The following is a 24,844-nucleotide window of genomic DNA, read 5'->3' on the forward strand; positions in this document are numbered from 1 at the left end:
AGGCTCTAGATTTAGAGAGTCTTCCCAGCCTTTTTATGGCAGTCATCTGTGAAAATAAACCTGTTGATAGTCAGCATCACCTTAACCCTCTTCAGTATGCTATTACCCGCATATGCAGCTGAACGAATGAATATATTTGTCTATCACAACAAGCCCCCTTACATAGTGAATCTGGCAGAGCAACAAGGCTTGTACTTCGACTTTGTGGCACTGCTTAACGCTTCGCAGTCTCACACACGCTATAAATTGATTTATTTGCCTCGCAGACGCATCGAGCGGGATCTCAATGAACAGACCTTAAATGGTGCGGTACTGGGTGTGCACCCCGTCTGGTTTAAAGACCCGGATAAGACTCGCTACTTGTGGAGTGAGCCACTGATGTACGATACCGATGAGTTTGTGTCCTGTGCCGAAAACCCCTTTGAATATAATGGGGTGGCCTCAATGAGTAATAAAAAATTTGGTGGCATTTTGGGTTATCACTACTTTCGTACAGTCAAACCGGTCAGCACCGGGGTGTTGGAGCGGGTCGATGCCAACAGCGAAGAAGGCTTGCTGGAGCTGGCGCTGCGCGAACGTGTGGACTTTGCCATTGTGAGTCGTTCCACACTCAACTACTTTATTAAAAAGAACCGCTGGCAGGAGCATTTCCATTTGTCTAAACAGCCGCATGAGTCTTATTACAGAGCCATGCTGGCACCTCCACAGCTGCAATCACAGTTTGAACGTTTAGCTACCACATTAAATGAGGCGAGCTTTCGCAGTAAACTGACTCAGCTATTGAGTCGTTACCAGATTGATGCCGGCCCCGGCACAGCGAAGTAGCGAGGTGCCAGCGTTTTGACGGGCTGCGGCACTTCGCGACCTGTATACCTTAATTGAAGCGATTATGGTTACCAGCTGCCGGTGTTTTCCATGCTCAGCCACGGCTCCTGAGGAGGTAACGGCTCGCCCTGTTGTAATAGTTCAATCGAGATACCGTCGGGAGATTTAATGAAGGCCATGTGCCCACATCTTGGTGGCCGGTTAATGGTGACGCCCGCAGCCTGGAGTTTTTCACACAGTGCATAGATGTCTTCAACAGCAAAGGCCAGGTGACCAAAATTGCGCCCGCCACTGTACTGCTCTGTATCCCAGTTGTAGGTCAGTTCAATGGTCGGTGAAAAGCTGGTTTTCGCTTCATCCAGCTGGGTGGGTGCTGCCAGATAAACCAGAGTAAAGCGCCCGGCTTCACTGTCTTTACGTTTAACTTCTACTAATCCCAGCAGGTTACAGTAAAAGTTTAAAGATGCATCCAGGTTTTCAACCCGAACCATAGTGTGCAGATATTTCATAAAATTGCCCCTGTTTATTCAGGTGTCAAAGATAAGGGCAGATGAGTAAAAATCAAGGAGAGTAGGGTGATTACTCTCCTTGTTGCGTCAGACTATCAATACTCTGCGGTTAATGTCACGCCGCTGAAGTCTTTATAGGCTTTGACAGAAATATGCCAGGTGCCGGTTTGAGGCTGCGTTTGTGTGCAGGTTTCCACATTGCCATCTTCATAAGGGCGACAATCATAACGTGAAGAGGTTGGCTGCGCGCCGAAACGTAAATAAAGATCGGCATCACCAGTGCCGCCAGAGGTGCTCACGGTGAGCTTAGTGGCACTGGCAGGCACGTCGAAGGTTTTGTGGATCCAGCTTCCTGCGGTTGCACTTAACCCGCTCCATACTTGCTTATTGCCATCGCCCGGTGGTGTACCCAGATCATACTGGCCGACTAATGATACGCCAGAGAAGGCTTTGTAACCGCGGACAACAATATAATAGGTACCCGCCTGTACGTTGCTGATGGTACAGGTTTCATTATTACCATCTTTATATGGGCGGCAATCATATGTTGAGGTCGTTGGTTTTTGTGCAAAACGCACATACAGGTCGGCATCGCCACTACCGCCACTCATAGTAAAGCGCAGATTGCTTGCGCCCTCTGGTACAACCATAGTGAACACCTTTTCACTGTCGGCACTGCCTGCGAGGTTACCGACTGGCTGGCCATTTTGTAGCTCATTGCCCGGGTCAACCGGACCACTGTCTCTGTCAATGATTGAAAGCGAATTGGCGGCACGCTTAAGCGTCATGGTTTCTCCAAGCTCACTGGCATACCACCAACTGATATTGGCAGGCAGAGCAAGCGCGTCGGCTGCGCGTTGTTCACGTGTGAGTGTATCAGCACCGGCAGTAAACTGAGCCGTTTGCACTTTCATGCTGTCAGCAGTCACACTTAACACTTTAAACTGCTGAATACTGGCCAAATCAATGGTCCAGCTTTTCGGGTCGTTGGCTGAACGAGCGGGGGCACCCCAGCTACCTTCACCCACATACACGGTGCCGCCAGTGGTCGTTTTGGTAAACCCTGAACCCGAAGGTTGCAACGCTTCGGTCAGCTTATTGATGTGCGTATCAGATTCAACGACCAGGTTCATTCCATGCTGATAGAACAAGTCTGCCCACCAGGTATGCAAAATAGTATTGTCCGATTTCCCTGAGTAATGTGGGTACATAGGCTTGTGATACTGAGCAATACGCCATTTGGCACTGGCACCATTGCTTTGCAGGTCTTGTTTAAGCCAATTGTTCATGGCGGTCGCATAGCTAGACCAGCCACTGTCTTTGTATTGGCTGTTTAAGGTGTAGACGCGCAGCAGGTTCGCGATGTTAAAGGCGCCGTAACTATCTTTATTGGTACAGGCTCCGTCTTGGTCATAGTCAACCCCAAAAACCTGACACAGGGTTTTAAAGTTGTCGTCTTCATGGTTACCAAAGGTGGCAACAAATGGGTAGATGCGTTTGTAGCTTTGTCCATCGATAACGTCATCAGAAAAGGTCAGCTGCCAGTCTTTCAGGTACTCACGCATTTCCTGGGCTGAATTGGCATTGGTATAATCGCCGCCATGCATAATAAACAGAGGGCGGATCTTGGCTATCAGTGCATTGCCTTCACGTCGTGTTGTCCAGCCTGTTCGAGTGTCTCCGCCCGCGACTGCAACAAACCCTGTGGTGGTGTCTGGCGCCGTTTTAAACCACATCCGCTGACCACAGCCGGCGTTGTCGCACACCCGATAATAGATGGCTGTGTTGGCACTGAGCCCTGTCAGGGTGACGAACTGGCTGTTGAGACTACCATCAAAAACGGCGGTTGCGGTGGGCTGCTTTACCTGCCAGTTTTGTTCATTCGTGGTGGTACCATATTTGACAAAATGACCACTTCCACCTGTGGGTGTAAAACCCAACGTGGCCTGATGACTGGGATCGGTATCCCAGATTAAGCGGTGATAGTCACTGGCACTGTATGCCGCTGAGGTAAATAAGCTTACGGTTGTGAGGCCTGCTAAAAGCACTCTCATATCCTAGTTTCCTGTTGTTGGTTGATGAGTCACGCCTGAGATGCGTGAAGAGTGATGCTCTGATGGCAGATCGGCCACCAATAGCACGAATGCGGCATTGCGATAAGGCAACGAGTACTGTTTACCGGTATGAAAATTAACGGCCAGAGCGCCTTGTTTAAAGCGCCGGTAATGGCCAGACAGAGGTTGAGAGTGATCGCCACTCCAGTAGTCTCCGTGCTTCATATGGGGAAAAAGTCCTGAGCAATATGGGCATGACCCGGGCGGGCGGGGGGCTGCACTAAGCTGCTTAGCTCTTGTGCGCTGGGGAGTCGCCATTGAGTCAGGCCACACAAGGCAGCTTGTCTGGTTCTGTTGATCAGGTCCTGGGTATCGCAACGATTCGCTTCAAAATAGCAATCGCCAAGGTTGGCTTCGCCTCTTGCCTGGTCTGAAATACGGAGGTCGTCTGACAGGTACCAGGAGTATGTCCAGTATCCATCATGGATGTTTTCGCTGTCGGTTTTAACCTCCCATACCAGTTGTTGTGTCGTATCCAGCACGCAGGACCAGGGTCCTTGCCATGGAGACAGAGGACTGCCATTTTCATCCAGTTTGACAAACCTGGGATGCGGTTGCGCCACCGGAGTTGCCGGGTCCAGCCAAAGCACAGAAGCCACAATTAAAACAGCAGCCAGCGACATGAGTAATCGGGCGATCATAGTGGGTACCTCAAAATTGCAGGGCGCATATGGCGGGTATGTCCAATCTGTGCATGATCAAAGGCAGAAAACCACATGCAGGTGCCGTTTGTGAGCGGTACATCGTGCTCAGAGCCTGTGTCGTGCTTGCGCACTAACTCCAGCGTCCACACGCCGTTACTCCAGGTTCCTCTTGCCCTGACATCGGCACGATCACCTTCAAAGCGATTGGAGCGATAGAGAATCGATGACAGTGTACTGCCAGGTGCAAAATCATCGTTTTCGGCGGTATAGGGGGTGCTGCCAAACCAGGGCAAGACACTCAGATGTGCATTGCTTTGGTCGGGTAATCGTTTCGGAGTAACCAAACCCGGCTTATACCATCGCCAGTTCATCACATAGGCGCCGCTCTCTTTGCCGTCTGGCTGGTAGCCTGCCGTATACCTGCGTTGGCCCTGTTGTGCTATGGCTGGTGGCCCGAAAAAGTTGTCGTCCGCTAAGTACATGTCGTTGGTGCGAACCGCTTTCCAGTGCCACAGGTCGCGAATTTTTCCATCCATACTGGCGTGGAACCCCTTGCCATGCCAGTTTGGCGGTTTACCATCAAGCGGGCGGTTGCCCAGCTGAGCGGTATTATCGGCTCCGGCTTCGCAAGAGTGCGACAGCATAACGGCTAATTTGTCTTCATAAAATGTGCGCTCATCAAATTCATAAAACCCATTTTGCTGAACCTTCCAGCCTGCCTGCGTTTTTAACAGAGGAAGGTGATTGGTGCTCATGCTTGAGTCTGTCCAGCGCACTAGGAAATAACTCTCCTGGCTGTTTGCCAGAGCCTGAACCTGGATAGTACTGCGGCCATCATCAAAGTTGATACCGCCGTGTGTCTCAATTGTGTAAACCGGCGCTCTCTGCCACTGTGACTCATCGCCAAGACCGTCGATGTCGATAAACTCCTCGGGGGCAAGTGACGCAACAGTCAAGGTCTCAGCGGAATGTTGAGTTGCGCTGTATAAGAGTATGCCTCCGACAGTGACGCTTAAGACAGCCGCGATACTGTGTTTTTCTGGCTGTTTTGGCAGTAAAGCGGATATAACGTATTTGCCATGTTGAATGAAGTAGGCCCATCCGTGCATGAGCAGGTATATGAGCAATAACCAGAAACTGTAAAAATGCAGAGGCTGTGCGATTGCAACAAATCGCCCCAGCCAGAGCAGCCATCCGGAGCCCAGTAATACCAGTATGATTAGGTAACCAAACCGGTTCACCCACAGGTGATAGTGACTCGGGCTGCTGCGATATGGACGCCACAAAGAAAGTAACAGGTATCCCATGGCCAGCACAGATAATAAACTGGCACTGCCGATATGCCAGGGGTACAGACTTCCCTGAGGTAACAGAGCACTGAGGAATCTTAACCAGTCCTGAGTGAGCAAAGAAAACCTCAGGCCGGTAAACAGACTGCAGCTCACCAATATGATGGTCAACATATGAAGAAAAACAAAAGTAGCCTTACGCATGTCAATGTTTGTTATTTTTGTGTTTAAATGGTGTAAACTTAAAGGGTTGCGGTTTTATGTCAAGTACTAACTCACCGGTTGGTTCAGGCGCTGCTGTCTATGCTTTTCTTTGTACATTCCCACGAATCCTCGACTAAACTAACTAAAGTGCCAAATATAGGATGCAACAGAGTGAGTAAAGGATGAGTGATCTTGTGTTAGAGACGATGGATTCTCTGAATAGCGGTGAAGTGATTGACAGCATGACGGACATAGTTGCCTGCTTGAATACCAGTGATTCTATCCAGCGGTTTTTACTGGATATACACTGTATCTTGCAAAAGGTGACTTATGCAGACAACTTTTACGTCGTTTTATATCGTGAAGACCGTAGCCTGACATTTCCCTATTTTCATGATGTGAAGGATGATATTAACCCTGAAGATCTCGAAGCCCTGTCACTGGAAGAAATCGCCCACTCACTGACTGCGTATGCATTGCAATCTCAGTCTGTTTGCAACTATACGACAGAACAACTAGAGGACTTGGTGGCACAGGGCCAGTTAAATATTATCGGTACCGTTCCTAAACAGTGGCTGTGCTTTCCGTTAGTGAACCGTAACAACTTTATGGGCGCGTTTATCATTCAGTCCTATCGCCGTGAGGATGAATATTCCGGCGTGATCGTCGATGTGCTATACACCATCAGCCATGTAATCTCGTCTGCGTTGGATGCTTTTAACAACCAACAGGCATTGGTTGAGGCAAACAAAGTCTTGCAAAATTACCAAAATGAACTGGAAATAAAAGTTGCGGAGCGTACCGAAGAGTTAGAGTCCAGCTTGGTTGAACTGAAAAAAGAAATAGGGATCCGCGAAGCGCTGCAACAGCGGCTTGAACACGAAGCCTTGCATGATACGCTGACGGGGTTAACTAATCGGAAGTTCTTATTCCGGGAGCTGAATAATCTGGCTGAGCGCTCAAAGCGTGGTCCGGTTTGTGTGTATATTTTATATCTCGACTTAGACGATTTTAAGCCCATTAATGACAATTTCGGTCATCACAGTGGAGATATCGTATTGCAGGAAGTTGCGCAGAGAATTAAAAGGGAATTGCGCAGCTATGACGTGTTATGTCGCCTCGGCGGAGATGAATTTGTTGTGGTGCTCTCAGATCCTCTGGAAAAGTCAGCACTGATGCAGATCTGCACACGGCTGATTGCCTGTATTTCGAGCCCGATCCAGCTTGAAGGTGGGCAGCAGGTGCAATGTGGTTGTAGCATAGGTATTGCTAATAACACAGGTGTATTCAGTGCCGAACCTTTATTGAAGTGTGCTGACAATGCTCTGTATTCATCAAAAGAGCTGGGTAAAAATCAGGCATATTTTTACGACGAATCTGAGATTCGGTGATAAAAACCTCGATTCATCTAAAATGTTGAAAATCAATTAACATTGGTTTTTGCTTTGCAACTGCGATTGCATTAGGATCGGGTTTTATCCTTAACTTTTTGGTTGTTATGGCACTAAGATTATTTTTACTGAGTTTGTTTGGCTGGTGCATGGCTGCAAGCGCGGTTGAGGTAACAGATCTATACGAAGCTACATTGCAGGTAGATAACAAGACACGTGCAAAGCGCGTTGTTGCAAGCCAACAGGCGCTGGACCGCGTAATCCAAAAGTTGACAGGTCGCACTGAGCACCTGAACCATCCACTTATCCGCCAAAGCAAAAAACGCATTTCTGACTATATGCTCAAATATGAGTACATTGAGTCGGCTGATGGCGATATTAAAATACGGGTGAGGTTTGAAGCAGATAAAGTAGAACAACTGGTCAGGGACAGTAACTTGCCTTTGTGGGGCAACCGTCGCCCGATGATTGCAATTTGGTTAGTGATTGAGGATAACCTGCGACGTGAGTTTGTGACACAGGAAAGTTACCCTCAGCTGGAGCGGCTCATTTATGATACGGCCGCAGAGTGGGGGATCCCTGTGGTGGTACCGCTGATGGACCTGACCGACCGGGCGCAGGTGGGCATTGCCGAGGTATGGGGTAATTTTTCTGAGCCAGTTGAAGCGGCATCTATGCGTTATAACGCAGAGCGGGTGATAACAGGACGGCTGTTTAAACAACCCAACAGCAGCAGCTGGCAACTGGATTGGCGTTATACAGATACCGATCAGTTTGAGTCGACCCAGCAGGTCGGGGACAAACAACAGCTACTTATTGCCATGATCAATGATATGTCAACGGCACTGGCAGCTGAATATGTGATTGATCCCAATCGTTCTTATGCGACCAATAGCACAGTCTTAACGGTAGATAAACTAACCTCATTCAGCAAAATAGAGCTTGCCAGAAGACAGTTGCTAAGCATCAGCACGGTACAGGATGTCGATGTGATTTATCGCCAGGGCGATTTAGTTAAGTTTGAAGTGGAGCATGGCTCATCAGTGGTCGATTTGCAAAAGTCGCTGAAATTAGAACGCGCATTCAGTGTGTATGTTGACCCGCGTGCATTTTATCAGGTGGCCAGTGCCAATAACCTCAGATACAGTTGGGTGGGGCAGTAGTATGATGCAGCCTATGCAAATGGCTTTGCCGGTAACCCTGCCCGACGATGAAACCTTTAGTGCTTATTTTGGAGGGGAAGGTTCGCTGGAAGTGACGCATCTGAAAAATGCACTCGAGGCAATCCAGCAGGACTTTCAGTTCACTTATCTTTGTGGTCTGGGTGACTCTGGTAAGTCGCATCTGCTTTATGCCACCTGTATTCATGCTCAGGAACAAGGCCTGTCTACAATTCTGTTGTCGCTCAGAGAGCTGATTAACTTCGGGCCAGCGGTGTTAGATGGACTGGAAGCGTTGGATGTCGTGTGCATTGATGATGTGCATCTGGTCGCGGGCAATGAGCCCTGGGAAAAAGCACTGTTTAACTTTTTTAATCGGTTCAATGAGCCTGGTAAGTGCCTGGTCGTCACGGCCGATTTATTGCCGAATATGCTGAATTTGAGCCTGCCTGATCTGGAATCGCGTTTTACCTGGGGCACCACATTTCAGATCCGCTCGATGAGTGATGATGATAAAGCCGAAGCACTCGTTAAGCGGGCCAAAATGCGTGGACTGGAACTCAGTGATGAATGTGCCAGGTTCTTGCTGACCCGGCTTAGTCGGGATATGCGTGCCTTGTTAGATGTACTGGATAAGCTGGATCATGCGTCAATGGCCGCGCAGCGAAAGCTGACAATTCCGTTTATTAAAACCACCTTGAATTTGTAACCCTCAGTTGTGGAATTTTTGAACGTCGGTATCTCAAATTCCACCAAAAACTTCAAACTAGCCCAAAATCAACTGACAACCTTTAAATTGTCCATGAAAAGCCCCTAATTTGGGCTAGAATCTGCCCTGTTGTTTCAGTTATTATATCCGATTCAATCAAAGGCAAATTACCTCAACAAGATCAGGTATAAAATGAACTTAGAGAATATTTTAGCGCAAGCGCTGGACGCCGTTGCAAACGCGAGCGAAGTTGCGCAACTTGAGGAAGTCAGAGTTAACTACCTTGGTAAAAAAGGTGAGATCACTGGACTACTAAAAACCCTGGGTAAACTGGCACCAGAAGAACGTAAAGAAGCGGGTCAGGTGATCAACCAGGCAAAAAATCAGGTTCAGACCGCGATCAATGACAAGCGTGAAGCGCTGGAGCAGGCCGCACTGGCTCAGAAACTGGCAGCAGAAACCATTGACGTAACTCTGCCTGGGCGTACTATGCCACAAGGCGGTTTACACCCGGTAACACGGACTATTGAGCGAATCGAACAGTTCTTTGGTGAGCTGGGCTTTGCTGTTAAATCTGGTCCGGAAGTTGAAGATGACTTCCATAACTTTGATGCACTGAATATTCCAGAGCACCATCCTGCACGTGCCGATCACGATACGTTCTACTTTAACCCTAAGCTGGTTTTAAGAACCCAGACCAGTGGTGTTCAGATCCGTACTATGGAAGCAGAGCAGCCGCCACTACGTATTATTTCTCCAGGCCGTGTATATCGTAACGATTACGACCAGACACACACGCCAATGTTCCACCAGGTTGAAGGCCTGATGGTAGACACAGACGTGAGCTTTACTGAGTTGAAAGGTATTTTGCACGATTTCTTGCGTAACTTTTTCGAAGAAGATATGGAAATCCGCTTCCGCCCGTCTTACTTCCCGTTCACTGAGCCTTCAGCAGAGGTGGACGTGAAAGGCAAAAATGGCAAGTGGTTAGAAGTACTAGGTTGTGGCATGGTGCACCCGAACGTACTGCGTTCTGTGGGTATTGATCCTGAAAAGTACACCGGTTTTGCATTTGGTATGGGTGTAGAGCGTCTGACCATGCTGCGATATGGTGTTAACGATTTGCGTGCTTTCTTCGAAAACGATTTAAAATTCCTAAACCAATTCAGATAAGAGCGATACAACAATGAAATTTAGTGAAAAGTGGTTAAGAGAATGGGTTAATCCTGCGATTGATACCGAGGCTCTATCTGAACAGTTATCAATGGCCGGTCTGGAAGTCGATGCTGTCGACCCGGTTGCAGGTGATTTTGATGGCGTGGTTATCGGTGAAGTCGTTGAGTGTGGTCAGCACCCGGATGCAGACAAGCTGCGTGTCACCAAAGTAAACGTTGGTGAAGACGAACTGCTGGATATCGTATGTGGTGCGGCAAACTGCCGTGCGGGCCTGAAAGTGGCTGTGGCGAAAGTTGGCGCAGTTCTGCCAGGCGGCTTTAAAATCAAAAAAGCAAAATTACGTGGCCAGCCTTCACACGGCATGCTGTGTGCGTTTGAAGAGCTGGGCATGGCAGAAAGCTCAGATGGTATTTTAGAGCTACCAGCTGATGCACAAATTGGCCAGAGCATTCGCGAATACTTCAACCTTGACGACGTCACCATTGACGTTGACCTGACTGCAAACCGCAGTGATTGTCTGGGCATTAAAGGCCTGGCGCGCGAAGTCGGCGTACTAAATGGTATTGATGTCAATGAGTTGGCTATCCCGGCTGTCGAACCGACTATTGATGACAAAATTGAGATTGAACTGGTGAACAGCCAGGCCTGTCCTCGTTACCTCGGCCGTGTGGTGAAGGGCATCAACCTGGATGCGGTTACACCACTGTGGATGGTTGAAAAACTGCGTCGCTCGGGCATTCGCTCAATCGATCCGGTTGTTGATATTACCAACTATGTGCTGCTTGAGCTGGGCCACCCAATGCATGCTTTCGATTTGAATGCCATTGAAGGTGGGATCAAAGTACGTAGCGCAGCAGAAAACGAAGAGCTGATATTGCTTGATGGCAATACGGCCAAACTGAAGCCAAGCACGCTGGTTATTGCCGATCACAACAAAGCACTGGCGATGGCCGGTATCTTCGGTGGCGAAAACTCAGGTGTTAAAGAAGGCACTACAGACATCTTGCTTGAAAGTGCATTCTTCAGTCCTTTAGCGATTGCCGGTCAGGCACGTAGCTATGGCCTGCATACTGATGCATCACACCGCTACGAGCGTGGTGTTGATTATCAACTGCAACGTGATGCCATGGAGCGCGCAACGGCGTTGCTACTCGAGATTGCGGGTGGACAGGCAGGTCCTGTTGTCGAAGCTGTTTCAGAGGCTGATTTACCAGAAGCCAAATCGGTGACGCTTCGTCGTGCACGTCTTGACCGCGTTATCGGCTACCATATTGAAGACAGCAAAGTGACAGACATTCTGACGCGTCTGGGTCTGGACGTGACTTTTGCCAACGACAGCTGGACTGCCACGGTTCCAAGCTATCGCTTTGACATCAGCATTGAAGAAGATCTGATTGAAGAAGTTGCACGCGTATTTGGTTACAACAACATTCCAAACGTTGCCCCGACAGCGGCGTTAAAGATGACCGACCATCAGGAAGCGCGTTTACCGGTTTCTCGCCTGCGCAATGAACTGGTTGCACGTGGTTATCAGGAAGCGATTACCTACAGCTTTGTCGATCCGAAAAAACAACTGCTTTTACACCCAGACAGCGATGCACTGGTATTGCCTCACCCAATTTCTGTTGAAATGTCGGCAATGCGTGTGAGCTTGATGCCTGGACTGCTTAATGCGGTGGCGTATAACCAAAACCGTCAGCAGTCACGTATTCGCTTGTTCGAACACGGCCTGAAGTTCATTAAAGATGAAGCTGCTGAAAACGGCGTTCGTCAAACTCCAGTTATTGGCGGCGTAGTTTATGGTAATACGCACAATGAACACTGGGGTATTGCAAGCCGTAAAACCGACTTCTTTGATGTGAAAGGGGACGTTGAAGCATTACTTGCCTTGTGTAACGATAAAGCGCGTTTCAGTTTTAAAGCACAGGAGTGTGATGGACTTCACCCTGGTCAGTCAGCTGCAATCTATGCGAATGGCGAGAAAGTCGGCTTTATTGGTGCGGTACATCCACAACTGCAAAAGTCGCTGGATCTGAATGAAACTGCGTATGTTTTTGAAGTTGAAACAGCCGCTATAGCACAGCGACAGCTTCCAGAAGCCGTTAGTATCTCGAAATTCCCGTCAAATCGCCGTGATATTGCTATTTTAGTTGCAGATGATGTAAAAATAGGCGATATTTTAGAAAGCATTGAGAAAGTTGGCGGAAATCAATTAGTTGACCTAAACTTATTCGATGTGTATAAGGGCAAAGGTATTGAGCCTGGTTATAAGAGTTTAGCCATTGCTCTAACACTGCAAGCCGTTGATAGAACGCTCGAAGAGAAAGACATCAACGACACTGTAGAAATCGTGGTGGCCGAATTGGCCAAACAATTTAATGCATCGTTGAGGGACTAGATATGGCGCTTACTAAAGCCGACATAGCTGAACACCTATTTGAGAAATTGGGGATAAACAAAAAGGATGCCAAAGACTTAGTTGAAGCGTTTTTTGAAGAAATCCGCTCAGCGCTGGAAAGTGGAGAGCAGGTAAAGCTGTCCGGTTTTGGTAATTTCGATCTGCGTGATAAAAAAGAACGCCCAGGTCGTAATCCTAAAACTGGTGAAGACATTCCCATCTCGGCACGTCGTGTTGTAACTTTCAGACCCGGTCAGAAGTTAAAAACACGTGTAGAAGTGGGTACCAGCAAAAACCTGTAATCACGCGGAATCCCAAGTACTCAACAGCGGGAAAATACTCGTCTGTTGAGTGTAAATAGGTATCTGTTTGATAATTAAGAAACCCTGACGTTAGTCGGGGTTTTTTGTCATAAAAATTTCATTTATCTGTTTTACCATCTGGCCTTTGTATTTGAGTTTGGAGTGCGAAGTTGATCCAGGGTAATCACTCCTTGACTAACCGTATCAAAAATATCATCGTCGCCTGGTTAATTAGCTCTGTATTATTTGGGCTGCTTGCTATCTTTGTCTACGTGCAGCAAAAAGACGCTGCAAAGCAATCCGTTCAGGCCGCTTCAGAGTTGATCCGACTGGAGCTGGACTCGCAGCTTCACAACATAGATGTCTTCCTAAAGCAGGCTGAGCAACTAGATATACACTGTGATGCCAGCACCATTACTTTGATGAGAGAGCAGGTATTTGTTAATCCTGCATTGAGTGAAATAGGTATTGTCGATCAACAGGGGCGTTTACTGTGCAATTCATTCGGCCGTCTGACACCCCCGTACAAACCACTGAGCCTGTTAAACAATCGGGGCTAAGATATCACGGCCCGATCATCACTGACTTCCTGCAAGTGCCCGCATTTGTACTGGCACGGACACGCAACGATGGGTTTGAGGTCAACGCGTTGCTGCCAACCAGCTGGCTGAGCGACACCCTGGATATTACCCGTCATAAAAACCTGGCGTTTATCGCTTTGCTTGATGGTGACTCTGGGGTGCCCATTTTTTTACGCGGAAAATACACGTTGCCACTGGGCGAGACACTTTTTCCGATGCGCGATGTGGTTGAGTTTGAGGGGCGCTTTGATGATGGGGCGCAGAAGTATATTTTTGCTCGTCCGCTTGCTGCTTTGCCGCAACTGACTATTATGGTTGCCAGTGATGCTAAGCGGCTTTCTACCATTAAACCTGTTTGGTTGCTAACCCTGTTGGTCTTATACTGCGCTTGCCTGGTTGGGCTCACTATGCTGTTAAATTACTATGACAGTCGAGTATTGAGTAGTCGCGCACTGTTGCTTGGGGCCATCAGCAGACAGGAACTTTTTAACGTTTATCAGCCACTCGTGGATGCAACGACCCGTGAGGTTGTTGGCGTTGAAGTATTGATCCGCTGGCAACACCCAGTGGAGGGAGAGCTAAGCCCAGCCTATTTTATCCCTGAAGCTGAAAGAGACGGTAGTATTCTGGATTTGTCGATTTATCAGATAGAGAAGGCGCTAACTGAGCTCGGCGATATTGTACAAAACCACCCTGGCTTTAAAGTGTCGTTCAATGTCAACGGGTATTTGTTAACCTGTGCTGACTACCTTGAGACTTTGCATAAAGCAAATCAGGTTATCCCGACGCTAACCATAGAGCTGACAGAGCGAGATGTATTGTCTCAGGCACAAATACATTCCGTCTTACAGTCACTGGTTGATAAGGGTATCGAGATTGCAATAGATGACTTTGGTACGGGCTATAGCGGCTTGCATTACCTGCAGAGCTTTCCGATTGATTTACTGAAAATAGACCAGACCTTTGTCGCCTCAATTGGAATGGAGAACTTACAGTCTCCCGTACTCAATGCGGTGATAGAGATGGCGGCAAAGCTTAATAAAAAGCTGATTGCAGAAGGGGTAGAAACGGCGCATCAGGCAGAGTATCTAACCCGACAGGGTGTCTCGGTACATCAGGGGTGGCATTACTATAAAGCGATGCCGGCCCAGGAACTTAAGCTGATTTGCTAGTTTTCAGCAGTAAATTATGGCTTAAAAAAAGCCCCAGTCAGGGGCTTTTAAGTCAAGGGTTACAATGAAGCAAAGTAACTGCCAAATCCGGGCAGGGATAGCAGCCCTTTTTCGTAGCGACCGTTATGGTGGGCTATTTCCAGATGTTGTGCATGGTGTTCAATGTCCAGAGCAAGTTGCGCTAGTTGATCACTGAGGTTGAATACACACAGTAGGGTTTTTCCTTCATAACGTCGATAAAATGCCAGCACAGGTTCCGGGGTATCGATAAACTCAATATCACCGACTTGTAGTTCAGGCATCGTATTCCGCCAGGCCATAAACGCCTGAAAACGGGCCAAAATAGAATCAGTTGAATCAGCTTGTTGAGAAACCGCGTGTGACTGATGTGCCGGCGACACGGGTAACCAGGGTTTTCCTTCGGTGAAGCCCGCATGTTCTCGTTGCTCGCTCCACGGCATAGGAGTGCGACATCCGTCACGACCTTTAAAATTTGGCCAGAAAGTAATGCCATAAGGGTCTTGTAAGTCTTCAAAGGCGACTTCCGCTTCACCCAGCCCCAGCTCTTCGCCCTGATACATGCAAACACTGCCACGTAATGAGCCAAGTAAAGCGGTGAGCATACTTGCTTGTCGGGCATCGACTGTTTTGCCGTCTTTCGACCAGCGGCTCGCAACGCGTTCAACGTCATGATTACTGAATGCCCAACACGGCCAGCCTTCGGTCATTACCGCCTCAAGACGAGATACGGTTTCGCGAATGTAGCCTGCACTGTAGTCTTTGGTCAGTAGCTCAAAACTGTAGCCCATGTGCAGCTTGTCACCACCAGAAGTATACTCAGCCATAGTCTGAAGAGAGTCTTCTGATGAGATTTCACCTAAACTGACGGTACCCGGGTAGCGGTTTAGCAGGGCACGGATCTCAGCCATGAAAGCAAGGTTCTCTGGTTGAGTGTTATTGTAATAGTGGTACTGGAACGCATAAGGGTTATCTTCGCTAAAGCCGCGGCCCTGGCGTAACTCTTTAGGTTTAGCCGGATTGTCTCGTAACTGTTGGTCATGGAAGCAAAAGTTAATGGCATCAAGACGGAATCCGTCTACGCCTTTTTTCAGCCAGAATTCTACATTATCCAGCACCGCCTGACGTACTTCAGGGTTATGGAAATTCAAGTCCGGTTGCTCGGTCAGGAAATTGTGCAGATAGTACTGGCAGCGACGCGAATCCCATTGCCAGGCAACACCACCAAAGATAGACAACCAGTTGTTTGGTGGGCTGCCATCAGGTTTAGCATCAGCCCAGACATACCAGTCTGCTTTAGGGTTGGCCTGACTGACACGGCTTTCACTGAACCAGGGGTGTTCATCTGAAGTATGGCTAAGTACTTGATCGATAATGATCTTAATATTCCTTTGATGTGCTTTATCAATCAGCTCATCAAAGTCATCAAGGTTACCAAACATAGGGTCGATATCCCGATAGTCGCTAATATCATAGCCAAAGTCTTTCATTGGTGACTTAAAAAATGGCGAGATCCAGATGGCGTCTACGCCGAGCGACTTAATATAGTCGAGCTTACTTATGATCCCCTGAAGATCGCCGATTCCATCACTATTGGTATCACAAAAGCTGCGAGGGTATACCTGGTAAATAACCGCGCCTTTCCACCATTCATTTTGAGCCATGCACTTTCTCCTGCGCCGTGCAGTCGGGTTGTCGTAAACAAGTTTACTTCTGGGACCATATCCTAACTTTCTGTATTGAGTAGCATAGTAACTGTAGTCAATTCAGTCGGGTTGAGATCAGGTTTTTAAGTAAGCGAGTGACGCCAACACGGAATATTAACAATGGCGAAGAGCATACGGCATGCTTTGATATGAGTAAAAAGTCTGCATACGTATGCAGCGCAATTAGTTACGGTTGAAACGGTATAAAAGAATAAAAGCAGACTTGTCGGTGCACTTTACCAATGTTAAACATCATTTCAGATTTGCCTGTTTTGCCTGTGTTACAGTAAGATTAATTGGTAATACCAATTTCCACTGACAAGGTGTGCTGGAAAAACTTGGCAAGTTTTGTCGATTATTAACTGGCATATATTTTAATTTCGTTAAAACTTAGTGAACCTAGAGAAGCATGTATGACCAGTTTATGGGGAAAGATTGTTGCGCTAACATTTATAAACTTTACAGTAAGTTAGCTTGTATGGTGGTGAACATTCTGTGAACAGTTTTCGCCGCGAGTTACGCTGAATACGTATGCATAAAGTTGTTTGCGTGTTGAACGCAGCGCTACTATTGCCGCTGACAACAAAATTACCGCCTTTATAAATCGTTGTAGCGCTCCACGGTCTTCCGTGTGACGAATTAACAAACAACTAGGCGTCATAAAAATGGTTAATTGGGATAAAACACTATGTCTATGTTCAAACCAAGTATGCTAACAGTTGCGCTTATGGCCGCTGGCGTTAGCCACTTTTCGGTCGTTGCAGAAGAAGAGAAAGCAGTTAAGAAAGAAGACGTTGAAGTTATTGAGGTACGCGGTATTTCGCGCAGTATCATCGCTTCTATCGATAAAAAGCGCTACAGCGATACAGTAGCTGAAGTTGTTGATGCCGGTGACCTGGCATCACTACCCGATGTATCCATTGCAGACTCTTTGAGCCGTTTACCCGGTGTAACAGCGGTTCGTGCCAGTGGACAGTCATCACAGCTGAATATTCGTGGTATGAACGGCGACTTTATTCAGACTACCCTGAATGGCCGTGAACAGGCGAGCACCAGTGGTTACACTGCTGGTAGTCGTTGGATTTCATTTGACCAGTACCCGTCAGAGCTTATTAATCAGGCTGCGGTATATAAGTCGCCAAAAGCCTCTTTGGTTGAAGGTGGGGTTGCTGCAACGGTTGAGCTTAAAACAGTAAACCCGCTTGAAGCAAAAGAGCAGCATAACTTTAGCTCTTCAGTACGCTACTCCTATAATGACGCGGCATCAGATGTCGGTGCTGATTCTAGCGGTGAGCGCATCAGCTTCTCTTATCAGGGCAAATTCCTTGATGAAACTTTGGGCTTTGGTATTGGCGCAGCCTTCTTAAACCAGCCTAATAATGCAATTGACGTATCAGCGCATGCACCAAAACGCTCACAAGACTTTGATGGCGATGGTAAAGAAGAGCGTTCAGTTAATGGTTACCAGGTTCGCTCTGCAAAAGGGTCAGACGAGCGTCTGGGTCTTATGAGTACTTTGGTCTACCAGCCTACAGATGCGCTGAAAGTACAATTTGACTATTTTCGCTCTGAGTTTGAATCGGAAGACCGTAAAAGCGGTTTGAACATTGAAGGCTTCGAGAAAGATGTAGGTTCCCTGTACTCACTTAACAACGCGGTTGTACAAGATGGTTTCTTAGTTGCCGGTGATGTTGTGATCACTGACCACAAGGGCCCATGGGTTGAAATGCGTTCTGAAGATCAGTCAACCGACTCTACGACAGACAGCTTTGGTCTGGACTTAGAGTATGTGACAGACAAGTGGGAACTCAGACTGGACTTTGCACATAGTAAAGGTGAGAAAACGCGCCGTGATATGATTGCATCTATGCACGCCTATGAGTTTGGAAATACGGTTGTAGATGGCACTTTGGTTGAAACGTGGCAGGAAATGCGCAACCAGAGCTTCTCTTTTGTACAGCAAGAGAAAGATTTACCTCAGCTTACCTTGGGCAATAGTTACACAGATCTGTCTAACATGCGTCTGGGTGACTGGGAGCAATTCCCACACAGATACACAGATGAACTGGACAGCTTTAAAGTAGACTTTAAGTATCATGTTGAAGCTGGGTTTATCTCTTCAATTGAAGTTGGTGCGCGCTGGTCAGATCGTGAGTTCACAGATCAGCGTTCAACGTTCCGCTGGGGTGCGCGTGAAGGCCAAAATGGTTACAAAATGCCTGATGGTACAATTGTTACCAATAAAGGGTGCGAATTTAACCACCAAAATCATGCCTGTATTCCGCACTCTCTGGATGGTTTCGTCACTGTGGAGCATACTCGAGGATTCAACTATCTTGAGCTAGACTTGGTGGGCATTGCCGACGCGGTATTTGGTCCGGGTAATTACGGCGCACAGCAGACCTGGGAGCACAACTGGACACTGATCGAAAGTGGCGCGGTTAAAGAAGAAGTGTTAGCTGGTTATGTGATGGCTAATATAGATACTGAAATCGGGAACATTCCGGTTACAGGTAACTTTGGTGTACGTGTTGTCAGAACAGATACTAAATCAGTCGGTATCCAGCAGATCCAGGGTGATGAAGTAGGTGATACGATTGTTGATGATAACGGTGTTGCGCGTACTGATTATCGTCATGTTGAATACGGACCAGAATACACAGACACATTACCTTCTTTGAACCTTAACTTCCGTGTTACTGACGAAGATCAAATACGCTTCGCTGCTGCAAAAGTGATGGGTCGTCCACCTGTGTATCAATTACGTGGTGGTGCAGGTTCCTGGGCCGATACAGCGAATGACGGTGAAAGCCCTCGTTACAATGTTTGGTCAAAAGGTAATCCAAACCTTGATCCGTTCCGTGCAACTCAATTTGACTTGTCATATGAGCGTTATTTCGAAGATGGTGGCGCGTTCGTTGCTGCAATTTTCTGGAAAGACATTGAGTCTTTGATTGAAAGCATCACTTATCAGGAAGGTGAGGTTGACTGGTCAAGCATTGGTCTTGAAGTACCGGAAGGCTTTGTCGCTGGTCAGTATCAGACAACTCAAAACAATGATCAGGGTGGCTATATTCGTGGCGTAGAGTTAGCTTACACTACTATGTTTGACAACCTGCCTGGCGTTTTCTCTGGCTTAGGTTTCAATGCTAACTATTCATATACTGAAAGTGAAACAACCGTTGACGGTGGCGGTAACTTCCCGGATCAGCAGCTGCCAATGCCTGGCCTGTCGAAAAATGTCTGGAGTGCAACTGTTTTCTGGAATATAGATGCATTTACGACGCACCTGAATGTACGTTATCGTGATGAGTATGTCTATGAAGGCGCATCACCGGGTGGTTCGTCTTTGGCGTGGGCGGATGAATATACAGTGATTGACTGGCAGGGAACGTATGACTTTGAAAATGGTCTACAGGCTGTGTTACAAGTCAATAACTTAACTGATGAGCCTAACACCACTAACTATGGTACGGCATTGGCAACCGGTGAATACAAAGAGTTCGGTCGTCAGTATTTCTTAGGGTTTAACTATAGCTTCTAAGTATCGAATGCTGTTCTGATATAAAGCCACCAGTTTTCTGGTGGCTTTGTTTTATGAGGTGAAAATGATGAATAAAAAGAGAATCGTTATTTTAGGGGGAGGCACCGCCGGCTGGATGGCGGCCAACCTGATGGCAAAAAGCTGGCAGGATCAGCCGATTGAAGTTGCTTTGATTGAATCACCGGATATTGGCATTATTGGTGTAGGCGAGGGCTCTACTCCCCAGTTTAAGGGCTTTATGGACTTTATGGGGATCAGTGAAGCGCAGTGGATGCCAGCGTGCAATGCAACCTATAAAAATGGCATTCGCTTTATTGACTGGTCAACCCGCCCCGGCTTTAGCAGCTACTTTCATCCTTTTCCCTCACAGCCCGACGATTATTCAGCTCCTGCTTTTTTTCACAACAGCTTTGTACGTAGAAAAGCGATTGATGTAGCAGGCCACCCGGACCCATTTTTCCTTACCACTTATCTTGCCGAGCAGGCTAAAGCGCCAATCGCTGCGCATCATTTTCCGTTTGAAATTAATTATGGCTATCATTTCGATGCCGGTAAACTAGGGCTCTTTTTGGCGCAAACAGCCCGCGATTTGGGTGTAGAACATATTCAGGCCAATATCATAGATGTGCGTAAGCACACGGATGGCGATATTGCCGCTTTGGTGGCTGAGCAGGGCACAGAAATTACAGGTGACGTTTTTATTGACTGCTCTGGCTTTCGCAGCTTATTAATGCAGCAACATCTCGACGTTGGCTTTGACTCTTTTGCCAATAACCTATTCAACGATGCCGCTGTGGTGTTGCCAACCGAGCAGGGCGATGTGATCTCATCTGAAACTCAGTCAATAGCCCGAAAATTCGGCTGGAGCTGGCATATCCCGCTGACCAACCGCATTGGTAATGGCTATGTTTACAGCCGACGCTATTGCGATCCGGATAAAGCTGAGACCGAATTACGCGCCGCGCTGGGATTACTGGACAGCGATGTTGAAGCGCGTCATTTGACCATGAAAGTAGGGCAGGTCAAAAAGCACTGGCACAAAAATTGTCTTGCCATTGGACTGTCGCAAGGGTTTATTGAACCGCTGGAGGCCACAGCGCTTCATATTGTACAGGAAACTGTTCAAAGCTTTATTGAATGCTATCAGGACGGTGAGTTCACAGATAAATTCAAAACCAGACACAACCAGTCACTCGATGCACGCTATCAGGCGATCAGAGACTATATTGTGGCGCATTATCGTGTAAACAGTAGAACCGATACTCAGTACTGGCGCGATAACGCGAATAACAATCAGCTCTCACGTTCTTTGTATGATGTTTTGCAAACCTGGGTATCGGGCAAAAACTTATCTGATGAATTGCATCGTCAGGATATCGATAAATATTATCCATCCGTAAGTTGGCACTGTTTACTTGCCGGTTACGGCATTTATCCAGAGCAGTCTCAATTGATCGCAGGCAATGAGGAGGCGAACAAGTACGACTTATCACAGATCCAGGACTACATTGCCCGGTGTGGACTTAATTTTGATGACCATCGTGTGCAACTTGAGCGATTAGCCCAAAAGCGATAAATCGACGAACTTTGCCTTTGAGCGGCGTTTACATCTGAGCACTAAGAATATTGAACATGACGCGAGGATGAATAGCCGCTCTGAATACGTATGCAGGCGGTTCACCCATGATTATCAAGTCAGTAGACTCATTAAAAATACTAAAAATGACAACATTATGATGACAATGAAACCGCTGGTAATTGCCCTTGGGCTGATCACCGGCTCTGTGGTACTGAGTGCCTGCAACAGTATTAACGACAACAAGACACCAGTCACCGACACTCAGAGCCTGGCAGCGCAGCCCGGCTATGCAAAGCCAGTTGTTTATCAGGTTTTTACTCGCCTGTTCGGTAACACCAATAGCAACAATATTCCCTGGGGTACAAAAGAACAAAATGGCGTGGGCAAGTTTGCTGATTTTACCCCCAAAGCTCTATCTGAAATCAAAGCCATGGGCGTGAGCCACGTCTGGTATACCGGGGTATTACATCATGCCTTGGTGGGGGATTACACCGAGTATGGGATAGCCCTGGATGACCCGGATGTGGTTAAAGGCCGTGCGGGTTCACCCTATGCCGTAAAAGACTATTACAACGTCAATCCGGACCTGGCGGTAAACCCGGCCAACAGACTGGCTGAATTTGAAGCCCTCATCGCCCGCACCCACGAAGCAGGTATGAAAGTGGTGATAGATATCGTGCCCAATCACGTTGCGCGAAATTATCAATCGCTCAGCGCACCGCAAGGTGTCAGCGATTTCGGCGCGAACGACGATACCTCAGTGACCTATGCTCGTGATAACAACTTTTACTATGTCACCGGCGAAGATTTTAGCGTGCCAAGCTCGCAAGACTATCAGGTACTTGGCGGCGAGCCACACCCGCTTGCCGATGGTCAGTTCAGTGAAAGTCCGGCCAAATGGACCGGTAACGGCGCACGTGCAGCGCAGCCCCATATTCATGACTGGTATGAAACCGTAAAAGTGAACTATGGTGTCAAGCCCGATGGCAGCTACGATTTTGCTACTTTGCCGGCGCAGTATGCTCAGCTTGATTACCGTGCCCACTATGCATTCTGGCAGGATAAAAAACTGCCCGACAGCTGGTATAAGTTTCGCGATATCACCTATTACTGGCTGGACAAGGGCGTAGATGGCTTCCGTTATGATATGGCCGAGATGGTGCCGGTTGAGTTCTGGAGCTTTCTTAATGCGTCTATCAAGATGAAAAACCCGGATGCTTTTATCCTCGCAGAAGTCTACAACCCAACGCTGTATCGCTCGTATATTGAGCAGGGGAAGATGGACTACCTGTACGACAAAGTCGGTTTTTATGATTCTCTTAAAGCCCTGATGCAAGGCAAAGGCACAGCGCAGCAAGTGCTGGATGTGCATGCCAGCGTTCAGGATATTGCACCGCACATGCTGCACTTTTTAGAGAATCACGATGAGCAACGTATTGCGAGCCCGGAGTTTGCCGGAGATGCCAATAAAGGTAAACCCGCCATGGTGGTGAGTCATTTGATCAGTCAGTCACCAACCTTGTTGTATTTTGCTCAGAGCGTGGGTGAAGACGGGTCAGAAATGGCAGGATTTGGCAAACCCAGCCGCACCAGTATCTTCGACTACATCGGTGTACCGGCCCATCAGGCCTGGATGAACCAGGGTAAGTTTGATGGTGCCTTGCTGAGCGAAGAGCAAAAGGCGTTGCGTGCTTATTATCAGAAACTGATGAACATGGCGTCTTACAGTGCGATAGCACAGGGCGAGTTCGTATCGACGGCAGTGACAACGACTAGCGCAGAGCCGGCAACCAAAGTGATTGGATTTGCCCGCCAGAGCGACTCACAACGTCTGATTGTGGTGAGTAACTTTGATGCAAGTCACGCTCAAAACGTGTCAATTCAACTGCCAGATGGTTGGCAGGGAAAAGCTTACGACAAACTTGAACAACATGGGCAGGTTACGCTTAACAATAGTCTGTTGACAGTGACCCTGGCACCTTTGGCCAGTGCGGTCTTTGAACTAGAGAATTAATATGCAAAAACAAAAACCACAACTCAGTTTCTGGCAGATCTGGAACATGTGCTTTGGCTTTCTGGGGATCCAGTTTGGCTTTGCACTGCAAAACGGTAACGTCAGCCGGATCTTTCAGACGCTGGGCGCGAAAGTCGATGATATTCCCATTCTCTGGGTTGCAGCCCCATTAACGGGCTTGATTGTGCAGCCAATCATTGGTTACTGGAGTGACCGCACCTGGGGCAAGCTGGGTCGCAGACGACCCTTTTTCCTGTATGGTGCTATTCTGACCACCTTGTCGTTGTTCTTTATGCCTAACTCTCCCACACTCTGGATAGCGGCGGGCATGCTGTGGATCATGGATGCCTCAATCAATGTCACTATGGAGCCATTTCGCGCACTGGTGGGTGACAACCTCAACGAAAAGCAGCGCGCCAATGGCTATGCGATGCAAAGCTTCTTTATTGGCGTGGGTGCCGTGGTGGCATCTGCCTTGCCTTGGATGATGACCAATTGGTTTGGGATCAGCAATACCGCTGAAGCGGGTCAGATCCCAGAGTCTGTTAAGTATGCCTTCTATTTCGGTGGTGTGGTGCTATTTTTGGCGGTAGGTTGGACCATTCTAAAAACCAAAGAGTACACCCCACAGCAACTGGCTGAGTTTGCCGGTGAAGCGGTTGAAAAGCAAACCAGTCAAAGCTATCAGCTGATCAACTATGCACGCGCAGCACTTATTTCTGGCGTGATTGGTGGAGGGATCCTGGCTGCTGTGATTGGACTGCAGCTGGAAAAAGAGCTTTATCTGCTGAGCGGGCTGTTCTTATCCTTCACGCTGGTTTTATTAATAGCAGGGTACCTGCAGCAGCGCGGTAGCACTTCAGGTGGCTTTTACAATGTTATCTACGATGTGTTTACTATGCCACGCACCATGCGCCAGCTCGCAGTGGTGCAATTCTTTAGCTGGTTTGCCTTGTTTGCTATGTGGATCTATACCACCTCGGCAGTCACCAGTTTTCACTATGGTACCAACGACGTAACCAGCAAAGCCTATAACGATGGGGCCGACTGGGTAGGTGTGCTTTTTGCCGCCTACAACGGGTTTGCTGCACTTGCAGCTGTCTGTATCCCTGTGATGGTGAATCGCCTGGGAATACGTGGCGCACATTGCATCAACTTACTGCTGGGCGCAGGCGCATTATTGAGCTTTAAAATGATAGCTGATCCTAGCCTGCTTTGGCTGCCGATGATTGGCATTGGCTTTGCTTGGGCGTCTATTTTGTCTCTGCCTTATGCCATGCTGAGTAATTCATTGCCAGCCCATAAAATGGGCGTGTTTATGGGGATCTTTAACTTCTTCATCGTGATCCCGCAACTGATGGCGGCCAGTGTACTTGGCCTGATCCTGAGAAACCTATTTGATAATCAACCGATTTTTGCATTAGTGGTTGGTGGTGTGTCGTTCCTGCTCGCAGCGATTGCTGTGATGCGGGTGAAAATCGAACAAGAATAACACCGCCCAAGGAGACT

At 47.9% G+C, this 24,844-nt stretch carries 19 protein-coding genes; 13 read left to right on the top strand and 6 right to left on the bottom strand.

All coding sequences use genetic code 11. The features are described from left to right. The first annotated feature begins 126 nt into the window (after positions 1-126). Entirely contained in the window at positions 127-825 is a 699-nt protein-coding gene (locus tag ELR70_RS13890) for a hypothetical protein (RefSeq protein WP_054015266.1), read from the top strand. Between the two features lie 68 nt (positions 826-893). Here ELR70_RS13890 and ELR70_RS13895 read toward each other — a convergent pair whose 3' ends face one another. The 5 genes from ELR70_RS13895 to ELR70_RS13910 all read right to left on the bottom strand — a co-directional run bounded on the left by ELR70_RS13895 (position 894) and on the right by ELR70_RS13910 (position 5,585). Further along, on the bottom strand, positions 894-1,334 hold the full coding sequence (locus tag ELR70_RS13895; protein ID WP_054015265.1) for a VOC family protein: 441 nt from the start codon (positions 1,332-1,334) through the stop codon (positions 894-896). A gap of 95 nt (positions 1,335-1,429) precedes the next feature. Continuing rightward, positions 1,430-3,388, bottom strand: a complete 1,959-nt coding sequence (locus ELR70_RS13900) for a pre-peptidase C-terminal domain-containing protein (protein WP_054015264.1) — start codon at positions 3,386-3,388, stop codon at positions 1,430-1,432. A gap of 3 nt (positions 3,389-3,391) precedes the next feature. Continuing rightward, positions 3,392-3,613, bottom strand: coding sequence for a hypothetical protein (locus tag ELR70_RS25415; RefSeq protein WP_241566381.1), 222 nt, complete (start codon positions 3,611-3,613; stop codon positions 3,392-3,394). Further along, the gene (locus tag ELR70_RS13905) at positions 3,610-4,089 is read right to left on the bottom strand and encodes a DUF1566 domain-containing protein (RefSeq protein WP_241566382.1); all 480 of its coding nucleotides are present in this window, start codon (positions 4,087-4,089) and stop codon (positions 3,610-3,612) included. Before ELR70_RS13905 ends, ELR70_RS25415 begins: the two co-directional genes overlap by 4 nt. Further along, the gene (locus tag ELR70_RS13910; RefSeq protein WP_054015262.1) at positions 4,086-5,585 is read right to left on the bottom strand and encodes an ethylbenzene dehydrogenase-related protein; all 1,500 of its coding nucleotides are present in this window, start codon (positions 5,583-5,585) and stop codon (positions 4,086-4,088) included. Before ELR70_RS13910 ends, ELR70_RS13905 begins: the two co-directional genes overlap by 4 nt. 182 nt (positions 5,586-5,767) lie before the next feature. On the opposite strand from ELR70_RS13910, the gene ELR70_RS13915 reads away from it, so the two are divergent. The 8 genes from ELR70_RS13915 (at position 5,768) to ELR70_RS13945 (ending at position 14,474) form a co-directional block, all read left to right on the top strand. Then, positions 5,768-6,976 (top strand): sensor domain-containing diguanylate cyclase, encoded by a 1,209-nt coding sequence (locus ELR70_RS13915; RefSeq protein WP_082353181.1) that lies wholly within the window; start codon positions 5,768-5,770, stop codon positions 6,974-6,976. A gap of 107 nt (positions 6,977-7,083) precedes the next feature. Then, positions 7,084-8,139: a DUF2066 domain-containing protein gene (locus tag ELR70_RS13920; protein WP_200908204.1), complete on the top strand. Its 1,056-nt coding sequence runs from the start codon at positions 7,084-7,086 to the stop codon at positions 8,137-8,139. A gap of 1 nt (position 8,140) precedes the next feature. After that, positions 8,141-8,845 carry a DnaA inactivator Hda gene (gene hda, locus ELR70_RS13925; RefSeq protein ID WP_082353180.1) on the top strand — a complete coding sequence of 235 codons (705 nt, stop codon included), beginning with the start codon at positions 8,141-8,143 and terminating at the stop codon, positions 8,843-8,845. Between the two features lie 192 nt (positions 8,846-9,037). Then, on the top strand, positions 9,038-10,018 hold the full coding sequence (pheS, locus tag ELR70_RS13930; RefSeq protein WP_046004550.1) for a phenylalanine--tRNA ligase subunit alpha: 981 nt from the start codon (positions 9,038-9,040) through the stop codon (positions 10,016-10,018). 13 nt (positions 10,019-10,031) lie between these two features. Continuing rightward, entirely contained in the window at positions 10,032-12,419 is a 2,388-nt protein-coding gene (gene pheT / locus ELR70_RS13935) for a phenylalanine--tRNA ligase subunit beta (RefSeq protein ID WP_054015259.1), read from the top strand. A 2-nt stretch (positions 12,420-12,421) separates the two neighbouring features. Further along, positions 12,422-12,721, top strand: a complete 300-nt coding sequence (ihfA, locus tag ELR70_RS13940; RefSeq protein ID WP_010384797.1) for an integration host factor subunit alpha — start codon at positions 12,422-12,424, stop codon at positions 12,719-12,721. A 170-nt stretch (positions 12,722-12,891) separates the two neighbouring features. Then, positions 12,892-13,281 carry a CSS-motif domain-containing protein gene (locus ELR70_RS25420; RefSeq protein ID WP_241566383.1) on the top strand — a complete coding sequence of 130 codons (390 nt, stop codon included), beginning with the start codon at positions 12,892-12,894 and terminating at the stop codon, positions 13,279-13,281. Continuing rightward, entirely contained in the window at positions 13,215-14,474 is a 1,260-nt protein-coding gene (locus ELR70_RS13945; RefSeq protein ID WP_241566384.1) for an EAL domain-containing protein, read from the top strand. The genes ELR70_RS25420 and ELR70_RS13945 overlap by 67 nt, the downstream gene beginning before the upstream one ends. Positions 14,475-14,533: 59 nt before the next feature. On the opposite strand, the gene ELR70_RS13950 is transcribed toward ELR70_RS13945, so the two are convergent. After that, positions 14,534-16,156 (bottom strand): alpha-glucosidase family protein, encoded by a 1,623-nt coding sequence (locus ELR70_RS13950; protein ID WP_054015258.1) that lies wholly within the window; start codon positions 16,154-16,156, stop codon positions 14,534-14,536. Positions 16,157-16,886: 730 nt separating this feature from the next. On the opposite strand from ELR70_RS13950, the gene ELR70_RS13955 reads away from it, so the two are divergent. From ELR70_RS13955 to ELR70_RS13970, 4 genes are all read left to right on the top strand, one after another. Continuing rightward, positions 16,887-19,742 carry a TonB-dependent receptor gene (locus ELR70_RS13955; RefSeq protein ID WP_054015257.1) on the top strand — a complete coding sequence of 952 codons (2,856 nt, stop codon included), beginning with the start codon at positions 16,887-16,889 and terminating at the stop codon, positions 19,740-19,742. A 67-nt stretch (positions 19,743-19,809) separates the two neighbouring features. Further along, the gene (locus tag ELR70_RS13960) at positions 19,810-21,318 is read left to right on the top strand and encodes a tryptophan halogenase family protein (RefSeq protein ID WP_054015256.1); all 1,509 of its coding nucleotides are present in this window, start codon (positions 19,810-19,812) and stop codon (positions 21,316-21,318) included. A 160-nt stretch (positions 21,319-21,478) separates the two neighbouring features. Further along, positions 21,479-23,335 (top strand): alpha-amylase family glycosyl hydrolase, encoded by a 1,857-nt coding sequence (locus ELR70_RS13965; RefSeq protein ID WP_054015292.1) that lies wholly within the window; start codon positions 21,479-21,481, stop codon positions 23,333-23,335. A gap of 1 nt (position 23,336) precedes the next feature. Beyond that, positions 23,337-24,827 (top strand): MFS transporter, encoded by a 1,491-nt coding sequence (locus tag ELR70_RS13970; RefSeq protein WP_054015255.1) that lies wholly within the window; start codon positions 23,337-23,339, stop codon positions 24,825-24,827. Positions 24,828-24,844 lie beyond the last annotated feature (17 nt).

The sequence above is a fragment of the Pseudoalteromonas sp. R3 genome (assembly GCF_004014715.1).
Taxonomy (GTDB): domain Bacteria; phylum Pseudomonadota; class Gammaproteobacteria; order Enterobacterales; family Alteromonadaceae; genus Pseudoalteromonas.